Here is an 11,578-nt window from a genome sequence, read left to right as displayed (position 1 = left end):
AGTTCTCTTGAGTCGTCAAAAATAGCCGTGCTGCTGACATGGAGCGCTGTCTTAACGGCGCATCCACGTTGTCAGTTTGTCTTTTAAGCGCATCATGAACGGTCGATTTTGCTTGGCGATATATTCATCGCAGCGTGTTTGAAGAAGCTGAGTGTCCGCCGCGAGTTGTTCCACTTCAACCCAGCGGTTCCATTCCACTACCGCTCCCCAGCCTGGCTGAGAGAGCTGTGCATTGGGCAATCGGTAATGAAACGTGGGGCGCGGTTTTATAAGTTTGGTATGCAGCAGCGCGTGAGGATGCTCTGGACACAAATATGCAAATAATGGCAGTAGGTCAAACTCACGATTTCGCGTGGCGTTATAGTGCAGGTAATCGTTAATAAACGATGCAAGGTCTGGCTGGTAGCGCCTATCCAGCACCTTTAATGCGTACTCCTTGGGGAAAGGATTAGCATGGGGCAACACTTCACGGGTGATATCCACTTTGATCTCATCGCGCAGCCAATGGGCCAGCAAGAGATAAGCACGCAGCACCGCCAGCAGGTAGTCAACGTCCAGACGCGCTACCTCCAAATTAAGGTGCAAACCAAAACCATACAGCAGGCTAGCATCCGTGCCTTTTGCACCCTGGTCGCGTAATGCCTGAAAAATAGTATCCAGCTTTTCAAGTTCATTCCACGGCACCGGAGGACAAATAAGCTCGGTGGGCACCAGGCCTGTTACCATGTCGCCAATAAATTCGCGGGTCTTTTGGTGAAATTCCAGGCGGCGCTGGTGCCGATGCCGCTCCCATTCGCTATCCTGGTTGGCCTGCTCTTCAAGCAATGCCTGATCGGGGTGGGCATACTGGGTGTCAAGCTCAATGCCAAATACACCCCAGCGGGTTCCCTCAACCAGTAGCCGGTGGGGGCTTACCACGTTAAGCTCACCTTTAAACAGATCGCGGACCACTAATGCAGTGTCGTGGGGTGGCAAGCCGGCAAATTCGATCTCAATGCCCACACGGCGTACCTTACCGTCGCTATTTAACCGGTTCGGGGGAGCTTGCAGCGTCATCTCGGCATCCTGTGAGGTGAACGTTTAGACTATCAGCCTATCATAGTCGCGCAGGTAGGCTGAGAGGATTCCGGGAGGCGAGAGGGAGTAGGCGCGGTGTCATTTTTGAATCCATTTTAGGAGCATGGTGTGCGACAGCACTGGATAATTAACACTGCCATTTACATTGCGTTAACGGTACTGGTCAGCGTAATGGCGGCTCAGGTTCAGGCCCAGGTCGTCTCGCTTTCCGGTTTAAGTGGAAATGAGCCTAACCAGGAAGAAGAGGTCAGCAGTGATGAATTCCAACGCTCGCTGAATGATGTTATCGCCATGCTCGACAATGAAGAGCAGCGTACGGCGCTGCTTAACTCGCTGCGCGAGCTACAGGTAACAACGGATGCTACTCAAGAGGAAGGCATCGTACGCCAGGGGCTGCTGGGCGCGCTTGCCGACACGCTAACGGATCTCGGTGAGCAGGCCCAGGCAGGCAACTCACCGATTGATGAGTGGTCACGGCAACTGGTGCAAGGGGCCGCTGATCTGCGTGCCTTAAATGCTGGCACGGACCGCGGGCAGGCGATCCGTGAAGTTGTTGACGGCGCAGTGATGGGGATTATCTGGGTCACGCTGCTGGTACTGATGATTGCCTTTGGCCGCTTGGTTGCGACGCGCCGAGAGTGGCCCCTGGATTTGCCTCGTGACCCCAAGGCGTGGTTGCTGGCGACGCATTTTCTACGCCGCATGCTGCCTTGGGCACTGGCCTTTGCGATTATTCTGGGCATTGCCCAACTGCTGCCCTACAGCCCAGGGCGCACGGTGGTGTTGGTTATTGCGTATGTCTGCCTGTTTGGGCGTGCGTTATCGGTAGTGTTCGAGACCGTCATTGCCTTCTTTAGTCGAGGGCACCGCTTTACCGCTGTGCAGTTGTTGCAGCAGCAGGCACTGCGTGGGCTGTTTGTGATCGGGGCGTTGATCGCTTTGGGCGATGCGGTAAATTCAGCGCGCCTGGTGGATCTACTGGGGACCGAGCTCTCAAGCCTTGTCTCGATGCTGTCCAATATGCTGGCCGCGCTGCTGGCTGCGCGCTTTATTATCAAGTTCAAGCAGCCAGTACGCCATCTCATTTGTAATCGGCCCTATAAGCAGCGCCGGGAGGCCAGCACGGCCGTTGAGATGGTTCGTACCCTAGGCGGCTTATGGCATATCCCGGCACTGCTACTGGTGGGCGGCTCGTTATTGGCTATTTTTATCACCGTGGGCGATGTCGGGACCGCGCTGGCACGTTCGATAATTTCTGCGAGCTTGCTGGTACTTACCTTGGTGATTACCGGGTTGATACGCCGTCAATCCGAGCGCTTGAGTAAGCGTCGCCGTCGGCGCTTTAGCCAGTACCGAAAACGCCTCGAGCGCTTTGGGTTTGTGTTGGCGCATATCTGTTCATGGATGGTATTTGCTGAACTCTCCATGCAAGTGTGGGGAGGATCGCTGTTTGGGCTAGGTCAAGAAGCGGTGGCCAGTACGCGTATCGGCCAAGCGCTGGTTAGCCTGGGGGCAACAATTTTGTTGGCATGGTTGGTGTGGATATTTGCCGACACGGCCATTCAGCGGGCACTGACTTCCTCGGGCCGCGCTCGTGGTCGGCGGGTTAACCAGGCGCGGGCGCAAACCATCACGCCGATGATTCGCAACGTGATCTTTGTCGCCATTTTGATTATCGCGTTTATTGTCGGGCTGGCTAACCTGGGGGTGAACGTGACACCGCTGCTGGCGGGTGCCGGTGTGATCGGCTTGGCGATAGGTTTTGGCGCACAGACGTTGGTTCAGGATTTGATTACCGGCATCTTTATTCTGATTGAAGACTCGTTGGCGGTGGATGATTTTGTGCGCATCAACAACCATATGGGGACGGTAGAAGGGCTGACTCTGCGTACCGTGCGGTTACGCGACCTGGATGGCGTGGTACATATTATTACCTTTAGTCGTATTGAATCGATCCACAATATGTCGCGTCAGTTTGGCATTGCGCTAATGCGGATACGCATTCCCTATGATATGAAAATTGATGATGCCATTACGCTAATGCAGGAAACCGCCCAGGAGCTGCGCAATGACCCGATGATGCGTCATTACATCTGGTCGCCGCTTGAAATGCAGGGGGTCCAGGGATTTGAAGAGGGCTGCCCTATCTTGCGCATGCGCTTTCGGACCGCTCCTGAAATGCAGTGGGATGTTTCGCGGGCTTTTAATCTACTGCTTAAACAGAGGATGGAAGCGCAGTCCATCGATTTGGGTGTGCCGCGTCTAAGTGTCAGCATGGAAGCGCGCTCAGAAGACCATATGGAGCCGACCGGAGGCACCGACCTATCGCTTGATAATGGGGAAGCTACAACGGGTGAGCACGAGGCCAATAAAAAGCCTGCACCGCCCAAGCCCGCCCCGCAGCCTACTCAAGCAGAGATAGCGCGTGATGAGGGGAGGACGTATCGCGGCTCACCTTAAGCCGCAATCGTCTGGCTCAAGGTGAGCCCCAGCGCAATCCCCAGGCCTGTACCGATGGTGAAAATCGCAATGAGTAGCCAAGCGCCGCGCAAGCCACGCCAACGGTTGTAGAGTTTTACGACGTGGCTGACGCGGTCGACCAATTTATCGTGACGGGAAACTATCTCGTCAGGCGGTACTGAAAAATCGTTGGCAACACCATCCTCAGTGTGGCGTGCAGCTTATCGTAGTCTGCACGCCGCTTAGCGACGGCGCTTGGTGCAAAGTGCTGTTGGGGCAGCGAGCAACGGCTTGCTGTAGCTCTTCATCGTTTGCTTGGGGTGGAACGTTAAGGCGTTGGTACAAATCCCACATAGGTGCATTGTTCTTTTAGGGTTGGAGGGTAACACCAGAGAGTGTGCCTATTTTATCGATAGGTTTGCATCTCAAAGGGGGAGAAACGGGCAATGGGCATTCCCAGGCTCCAAAGGGTAAAAGTAAACCATCCCCGCACGAAGCGGACCACCATGACAATTGGTGTCATGGTATATCATCGCTCAAGGCAATGAAGTAGGAGATTGACCAGGTGATTAACGTCGAGCGTAAAAATAGCTACCAGCTACGCCTTACACGGCGGCTCAAGGAAGAGACATCGCATAGGCTTGACGTCTATCTTTTTGTACCTGGCGAGCTGGGTTTAAATGCTCACGTCATCTCGGAAGAGGCATTTTATCACTCATCCATTAGTGTCTCGCGGACGTACTATAGCGATGCCTACCACCTGCCGCTAGTGCATAGCCGGCTCGCCAGCCGTAATCAGTTGGGCAGCGAATCTTACCGATTAAGCTTAAGTCTTTATGCGTATCAGTATGTGACTGCCATGGAGCGGACGACTCAAAAAATGCTGGTCCGCGAGCGCAAACTGCGTAGCGAGCGGCAAAAAGAGTCCAGCGATGTGCAGACGCTAAGAGAAGAGCTGTGTGAGCAACTGAATGAAATGCAGAAGCTCAGCGAAAGCATTTTAAGGAAGATGCGCCGCAATCAACCCACGGATGAGCGTTTATACAAATATTTCGCCAATATCGATAACTATCTCTCCTGGTTTACTGAGCAGCAGCTGCTTTCACTAGTGGCCTATATGCCAAGAGGTGGCGAGTTTAGTGATATCAAGCGCCAGTTTATCAATGTGTGCGAGCGTGAAAGTGAGTATCGACGCGAACAGAAGTACAACTCAGAGCGTGTGATGGAAGACCCAACACGCATGTCGAATAAAATGCGCTTGCTACGCCGCTTGATTGAATATCCGATTACCTTGAAGCAGGAGGCGCTGGAGTTAGGCGGCGGTGAGCAAAAAGCCGTAAAAGCGTTGGCAACCGCACTGGTAATGGCCTGTGTCACGCTGGGAGTATTGCGCGTACGCGAAGTCGTTGGCGATATTACGGCGCTGTTTGTGCTTGCCATGGCGCTGCTGTATGCCTTGCGTGAAGTGTTTAAGGATGACCTGCGCAATACGCTTTGGCGCCTGCTGCGTCGGGGACGGCCAAAATGGCGTCGCCAATACGTTGACCCCACGCGTAATGCGCTGGTGGGGCGTCAGCTTGAATGGTTTGATTACAAGCGCTACACCGCCCTGAAAGAAGACATCAAACAGATGCGAAGGCGGACCGTGGCTGAGCGGGAAGAGGATGTACTGCATTACCGCTCCAGTTCGCGTATGTCGCCCACGCGGTTTTTGAGTGGTTACGAGCATACGCGAGAGACGCTGTATATTGATCTCTTGATGCTGACCCGCTTAATGAGCAAAGAGAAGCATCATATCTTTCGGTTAAAAGATGGCCAGGCCGTACGTGAAAGCGTTGAACGGCGCCATTTGTTCAACCTGGTGGTGCGTGAAACCGGCAGTGAAGATGCCCCCTACCTGGCGCGCTGGAAGGTGGTGGTTAGTCGTTCAGGCATTGTCGATGTCGAAAAAGTTGCTGAAAGTGGCGCCTCAGAAGGCACATCCAGTGAGCTCAGTCCTTAAGTGCAGCCTCTGCGCATACGAGTGCCAGCCAGCTGCAAGCGATTCACTTAGAGGCGCCCGAAAAGACGCCTCTGAGCGGATATAGTCAGCGTTAAGCAATGTGTAACGGCTGATTAATTGAACGAAGTAAGGGCCTTTTCCAGGTTGTCCACGCTGCGTTTAGTGTGATGCAGTTTATCCAGCCCAAACAGGCCGATACGAAAGGTCTGGAAGTTATCACCTTCATCGCACATTAAGGGCACACCGCCCGCCACTTGAACGCCCGCTTGGGCAAACTTGCCGACAAGCCCGGCGTCGTCGGTGTAGCTGACCACGACACCCGGCGCTTCGAAGCCTTCAGCGGCAACGCTGATAAACCCGTGGCGTGCGAGCATGCCCCGAACGCCCTGACCAATGGCCTGCTGCTCTTGCTTCACCTTGGCAAAGCCGTATTCGCGAGTTTCCTGCATGATATCGCGCAGCTGGCGCAAGGCATCCGTTGGCATGGTGGCGTGGTAGGCATGCCCACCGTTTTCGTAGGCCTGCATGATCGAATGCCATTTGGCTAAATCGCAGGCAAAGCTGTTGCTTTGCGTTTCGCTTAAGCGCTGTGTGGCGCGTTCGGAAAGCATGACCATGGCGCAGCAGGGTGAACCGCTCCAGCCCTTTTGCGGAGCGCTTACCACCACATCGATGCCCAAACCCTGCATATCCACCCACAGGGTGCCTGCGGCAATGGCGTCCAGCACAAACAGGCCACCCACCTCACGCGTCGCTTGCGCCACGGTACGAATATAGTCATCGGGCAGCAGTAGACCCGCAGAGGTTTCTACCTGGGGGGCAAACACCACAGCGGGTTTTTCCTGGCGGATACGCTCGGCGGCTTCTTCCGCAGGTACAGGCGTAAACGGCGACTGCGGGTCATCAGCCGTCACGCGGCGTGCTTTGAGTACCGTGTGTTGGTCGGTTAAACGGCCCATCTCGATAATCTGCGTCCAGCGGTAGCTGAACCAGCCGTTACGAATCACCAGGGTTTTCTGATCCAGGGCGAACTGACGTGCGACCGCTTCCATGCCAAACGTCCCGCTACCGGGAACAATGGCCGTTGCATGGGCGTTATAGACCTCTTTCAGCGTGGTCGAAATATCGCGCATGACGCCTTGAAACTGCTGCGACATGTGGTTGAGCGAACGGTCGGTATACACCACCGAGTATTCAAGCAGTCCGGTGGGATCAACGTTGGGCAGTAGGGCCGCCATGGCGTTCTCCTTAATGAGTAAGCGTACAGTTCACGCGAGATAAAGTGCCTTACAGGGTTTGAGGAATTAGAGCCCGAGGAAATAGAGTACGAGGAATTGTTAGGCGAGGCCAGTGCTGGCAGTGTGGTTCGCAAGGCAATAAAAAACCGCCGTCATGAAGACGGCGGCAGAGTGACAACCAGCCTGATGCGGCTAACCGCAGTAATGAATGCGGCCTAGCGTTGAGGCAATTGCTCGGGGCCAAAGGCGTCCGGCAGTAATGTTTCCATAGTGTAGGTTTTGAGCACCTCACCCTGGCGGGAGATAACCATGATTTGCGTATCGGGGGTAGCGAACTCACGAATACGCTGACGGCAATCCCCACAGGGCGTGCACAGGTGCTCGCCTGGCCCCATTACATACACCTTGGCAAGCTCGCGCTGGCCAGCGGTTACCATCGCGCTAATGGCCGATGCTTCCGCACAAAGCCCCTTGTAGTGAGCGACTTCGACGTTAGCGCCTACAAACTGCTGGCCGTCCGGGCACTCCATGATGGATGCCACCGGGTGGTCGGAGTACGGAACGTAGGCATTGTTCAATGCATCAAGCAGCGTGTTGACCAGCGCAGAGTCTGCTTGGCTCATAGATGATTCCTCGGTTTAACCCACTTAGGCGTTGGCGGCGTCATCACGCAGGACGGTATCCAGCGCGATGATCATCATATCGTTGAACGTCGTTTGACGATCGGCGCTGGAGAGCGCTTCACCTTTCAAAATATGATCCGATACGGTGCAGATGGTCAGCGCGCGGGCACCGAACTCGGCGGCAACGCCGTAAAGGCCAGCCGCTTCCATCTCAACGCCTACAATGCCGTAGCGCTTCATCAGCTCGGCCATATCGGTCTGCGGGTTGTAAAACAGATCGGCGGAGAAAATGTTGCCCACTTTCACCGGCACGTTTTGCGCTTTGGCGGCGGCTACGGCGTGGCTTGTCAGCTCAAAATCCGCAATCGCGGCAAAGTCGTGGTCGTTAAAGCGCATGCGGTTCACCTTGGAATCCGTGCACGCACCCATGCCGATCACCACATCACGAACGTTAACGTCGTCGCGTACCGCGCCGCAGGAGCCTACTCGAATAATCGACGTCACGCCGTAATCGGTAATCAGCTCTTTGGCATAGATGGACACTGATGGAATACCCATGCCGTGGCCCATCACGGAAATTTTGCGGCCTTTATAGGTGCCGGTATAGCCCAGCATGCCACGCACGTCGTTCACCTGACGCACGTCATCAAGGTAAGTTTCGGCAATGTACTTGGCGCGCAGCGGGTCGCCGGGCATCAACACCGTATCCGCGAAATCACCCTGTTCAGCATTAATATGCGGAGTAGCCATGTGGTTTCCTTATGTCTTGTTAAATAGCGCCATCAGGCAGCATAAGAGAGAAAGCTTTTGCCATCGTCCATTGCGGGAAGGGCGAAGTAATCCGCCAGTGTCTGGCCAATATCGGCAAACGTGTCGCGCGCGCCCATCGGCCCAGGCACGAACCCAGCGCCGCTGACCATCACAGGAATGTATTCGCGCGTGTGCTCAGTACCTTCCCAGCTTGGGTCGCAGCCGTGATCCGCGGTAAGAATCAGCAGATCGTCATTGTTCAACGCAGCCAGCAGCTCCGGCAGGCGAGCGTCAAAGTGCTCAAGGGCGGCCGCGTAGCCCGGCACGTCACGGCGATGACCGTAGACCGAGTCGAAATCGACAAAGTTGGTCATGATCATGGTCGGGCGGTCGCTGGTTTCAGCAGCGGTGCGCGCCACTTCACTTAACGTCGCATCCATCAGCGCATCGTGGCCGCTGGCTTTGACCTTGTGGGTAATGCCGCAGTGGGCGTAGATATCAGCAATCTTGCCAATCGATACCATTTCACCACCGGCATCGGCGAGCTTTTGCAGTACCGTGGGCGAAGGCGGCTCTATGCTGTAATCGCGACGGTTACCGGTACGCGCAAAGCTTGTGCTGTCTTCACCTATAAACGGGCGGGCGATAACCCGGCCGATATTGTAAGGCTCCAGCAGCTCACGCACGGTTTCGCACAGCGCGTAAAGGCGATCCAGGCCAAAGTGCTCCTCGTGGGCGGCAATCTGGAAGACCGAATCCGCTGAGGTATACACAATCGGTTTGCCGGTTTGCACATGCTCATCACCCAGCCGGGCGATGATCTCGGTGCCTGAAGCATGGCAGTTGCCGATCACGCCGGGCAGGTCGGCTGCCTGAACAATCTTGTCCAGTAGCTCTTGTGGAAAGCTTTCGGTCTTATCGCTGAAATAACCCCAGTCAAAACGTACCGGCACGCCAGCGATTTCCCAGTGGCCGGACGGGGTGTCCTTGCCGCTGGAAATTTCCTGGGCGTGGGCGTAGGCGCCTTCAAGCACCTCGGGGAGGGCAACGCCTTCGGCAACCGTGCCGGTGCTATCCCGGTGGGCATGAAACAGGCCAAGTTTGGCCATGTTGGGCAGCTTCAAGGGACCCGAGCGCTCAGCCGTATCGGCGTCGCCACGCGCGCAGGCGGCAGCGATGTGGCCCAGGGTGTCCGAGCCTTCATCGCCAAAGGCGGCAGCATCGGCGGCGCTGCCAATGCCGAAGGAGTCTAGTACCAGCACAATTGCACGTTTCATGGCGTCTTCCTCGTCAGGCGGTGCTCATTAAAGCGCTTCACCGCGATAGGTTTCCTGGAGCAGTGAATCAATCGTCGCTTCGCCCGTGCCAATGGTGATGGCAGCACGCAGCTGGGCAGCGGCGCGGTCAGCCTCTTCAGCGCTACGCGCGTGAACGAAGGCTAGCGGCTGCTGGCTATCCACTTGGGTGCCCAGCTCGGCAATCGCACTAAAGCCCACGCTATGATCGATCCTGGCGTCATTACGCAGGCGGCCACCGCCCAGCTCGACCACGCTCATGCCCACTGCGCGGGTATCGATGCGCAGCACATTGCCCGACTGCTCGGCATATACGGGTTTGACCACGTTGGCTTTGGCAAGGTAGCTGTCAGAGCGCTCCATAAAGTCACCCGGGCCGCCCAGCTCACGTACCATGCGCGCGAATACTTCGGCTGCGGCACCCGAGGTCAGGGCTTTTTCAAGCTGGCTCAGAGCATCTTCACGGCTTTTCGCCAGTTTGCCTGCCATGAGCATTTCAACCGCCAGCTCACGAGTGACTTGCATCACGCGGCTGTTGGGGCGCTCACCGCGCAGCAGTTCCAGCGTTTCGACGATTTCAACCGCGTTGCCTGCGCACGGTGCCAGCGGCTGGCTCATGTCGGTCAATAGGGCTGTCGTCGGCGTACCGGCCTGGGTGGCCACCGAGGCGATGCTTTTGGCAAGCTCGTGAGATTTTTCGGTGGTGGGCATAAACGCGCCACTGCCGACTTTGACATCCATGACCAGCGCATCGAGGCCGGAAGCAAGCTTCTTACCCAGAATGGACGCGGTGATTAGCGGAATGGACTCAACCGTGGCGGTAACGTCACGCACGCCGTAAATACGCTTATCCGCCGGTGCCAGGTTGCCGGTCTGGCCGATGATCGCCACACCAGTGGACTTCACCACATCACTGAAGCGCTCAGGAGCCGGGTAGGGGTCGTAGCCGGGGATCGACTCAAGCTTGTCCAGCGTGCCGCCAGTGTGGCCAAGGCCACGGCCTGAAATCATCGGTACAAAAGCGCCACATGCTGCGACCCACGGGCCGAGTACTAGAGACACCAGATCACCCACGCCGCCGGTGGAGTGCTTATCGACCACTGGGCCGGGCAGGTTTAAGGAGTCCCACTGCATGACGTGGCCGGAGTCACGTGTGGCGGTGGTTAGGGCTACGACTTCCTCACGGCTCATGCCGTTAAGAAATACCGCCATGGTGAATGCGCCAATCTGAGCATCGCTGATACGGTCATCGGCAATGCCCTGGACAAACGTTTTGATGTCCGCTGCTGCCAGCGGGTTGCCATCGCGTTTTTCGCGAATTAATTCCTGTGGGAGCATATTAGTAGCCTTCCTGTGGTGCTGCGCTTTCTACGCCGCCCAGCGTGTTTAATAAATTGGCTAAAAGACTCGATGCGCCAAAGCGAAAATGTGCCGGTGTTATCCATGCACTGCCCATGATGTTGCTTGCAAGCGCCAGGTACTCAGCGGCTTCTTCTGTGGTGCGCACGCCGCCTGCGGCTTTAAAGCCCACGTCTTTGCCGCTTGCTTTAATCGCGTTCAGCATAATTTCGGCGGCTTCCAACGTGGCGTTGGTGGCCACTTTGCCGGTAGAGGTTTTAATAAAGTCGGCGCCGCCTTCAATAGCAAGCTCGCTAGCACGTTTGATAAGCGCTGGGTCTTTGAGTTCGCCTGACTCGATAATGACTTTTAACAGGGCCTGGTCTGCGCAGGCGGCTTTACACATTTCAACCAGCTCAAGGCCAGTTTCTTCGTCACCTGCCATCAGCGTGCGGTAGGGGAACACCACATCGACTTCGTGGGCGCCAGAGGCAACGGCATCGCGGGTTTCACGGGCAGCCGCCATAATGTCATCGCCGCCATTCGGGAAGTTGGTGACGGTCGCGATTTTTACCAGCTCGTTGAGTTTGTGGGCAGTCAGCGCACGTTGAGCGGTAACAATAAATTGCGGATAGACGCAGACGGCTGCCGGGTTGCCGTAAGGCGTTTTAAGCTGCTGGCAAAGCGCTTCAATCGTGCTGTCGGTGTCGCTGTCATTCAGGCTGGTCAAATCCATTAAGCTCAGCGCTTGGCGGGCGGCCTGGATGGCGTGGGGAGAGGCTGTCGCGGTCATTG

8 protein-coding genes and 1 pseudogene are annotated in these 11,578 nt (G+C 56.1%); 2 read left to right on the top strand and 7 right to left on the bottom strand.

What is annotated here, in order from left to right; genetic code table 11:
* Positions 1–51: 51 nt before the first annotated feature.
* Positions 52–1,056 carry an amidoligase family protein gene (locus ACT3RQ_RS13385; RefSeq protein WP_444680649.1) on the bottom strand — a complete coding sequence of 335 codons (1,005 nt, stop codon included), beginning with the start codon at positions 1,054–1,056 and terminating at the stop codon, positions 52–54.
* A 129-nt stretch (positions 1,057–1,185) separates the two neighbouring features.
* Between ACT3RQ_RS13385 and ACT3RQ_RS13380 the strand changes: the two are divergent.
* Together ACT3RQ_RS13380 and ACT3RQ_RS13375 are read left to right on the top strand one after the other, a co-directional pair.
* Positions 1,186–3,614, top strand: a pseudogene (locus tag ACT3RQ_RS13380) (mechanosensitive ion channel family protein).
* 488 nt (positions 3,615–4,102) lie between these two features.
* Positions 4,103–5,539, top strand: coding sequence for a hypothetical protein (locus tag ACT3RQ_RS13375; protein ID WP_444680648.1), 1,437 nt, complete (start codon positions 4,103–4,105; stop codon positions 5,537–5,539).
* Positions 5,540–5,652: 113 nt separating this feature from the next.
* Here the strand turns inward: ACT3RQ_RS13375 and ACT3RQ_RS13370 are convergent, their stop codons facing one another.
* From ACT3RQ_RS13370 to deoC, 6 genes are all read right to left on the bottom strand, one after another.
* On the bottom strand, positions 5,653–6,777 hold the full coding sequence (locus ACT3RQ_RS13370; protein ID WP_444680647.1) for an aminotransferase class V-fold PLP-dependent enzyme: 1,125 nt from the start codon (positions 6,775–6,777) through the stop codon (positions 5,653–5,655).
* A gap of 215 nt (positions 6,778–6,992) precedes the next feature.
* On the bottom strand, positions 6,993–7,400 hold the full coding sequence (gene cdd, locus ACT3RQ_RS13365; RefSeq protein WP_018919042.1) for a cytidine deaminase: 408 nt from the start codon (positions 7,398–7,400) through the stop codon (positions 6,993–6,995).
* Between the two features lie 24 nt (positions 7,401–7,424).
* Complete coding sequence (gene deoD, locus ACT3RQ_RS13360) at positions 7,425–8,150, bottom strand: purine-nucleoside phosphorylase (protein ID WP_444622368.1); 726 nt, start codon at positions 8,148–8,150, stop codon at positions 7,425–7,427.
* A 32-nt stretch (positions 8,151–8,182) separates the two neighbouring features.
* A complete protein-coding gene (locus ACT3RQ_RS13355; RefSeq protein WP_444639263.1) occupies positions 8,183–9,427 on the bottom strand; it encodes a phosphopentomutase in 1,245 nt (414 codons plus the stop codon).
* A 27-nt stretch (positions 9,428–9,454) separates the two neighbouring features.
* A complete protein-coding gene (gene deoA / locus ACT3RQ_RS13350; RefSeq protein ID WP_444639262.1) occupies positions 9,455–10,783 on the bottom strand; it encodes a thymidine phosphorylase in 1,329 nt (442 codons plus the stop codon).
* A 1-nt stretch (position 10,784) separates the two neighbouring features.
* Positions 10,785–11,576 (bottom strand): deoxyribose-phosphate aldolase, encoded by a 792-nt coding sequence (deoC, locus tag ACT3RQ_RS13345; protein ID WP_172118018.1) that lies wholly within the window; start codon positions 11,574–11,576, stop codon positions 10,785–10,787.
* Positions 11,577–11,578 lie beyond the last annotated feature (2 nt).

Source organism: Halomonas sp. AOP43-D1-4, assembly GCF_052446175.1.
GTDB lineage: Bacteria > Pseudomonadota > Gammaproteobacteria > Pseudomonadales > Halomonadaceae > Vreelandella > Vreelandella citrativorans.
This window is presented reverse-complemented; position numbering and strand designations above follow the sequence as displayed.

Bases quoted from the DNA above. Each gene is read 5' to 3' on its own strand.
- ACT3RQ_RS13385 (WP_444680649.1), bottom strand. From the start codon at position 1,056: ATGACGCTGCAAGCTCCCCCGAACCGGTTAAATAGCGACGGTAAGGTA.
- ACT3RQ_RS13370 (WP_444680647.1), bottom strand. From the start codon at position 6,777: ATGGCGGCCCTACTGCCCAACGTTGATCCCACCGGACTGCTTGAATAC.
- cdd (WP_018919042.1), bottom strand. From the start codon at position 7,400: ATGAGCCAAGCAGACTCTGCGCTGGTCAACACGCTGCTTGATGCATTG.
- deoD (WP_444622368.1), bottom strand. From the start codon at position 8,150: ATGGCTACTCCGCATATTAATGCTGAACAGGGTGATTTCGCGGATACG.
- ACT3RQ_RS13355 (WP_444639263.1), bottom strand. From the start codon at position 9,427: ATGAAACGTGCAATTGTGCTGGTACTAGACTCCTTCGGCATTGGCAGC.
- deoA (WP_444639262.1), bottom strand. From the start codon at position 10,783: ATGCTCCCACAGGAATTAATTCGCGAAAAACGCGATGGCAACCCGCTG.
- deoC (WP_172118018.1), bottom strand. From the start codon at position 11,576: ATGACCGCGACAGCCTCTCCCCACGCCATCCAGGCCGCCCGCCAAGCG.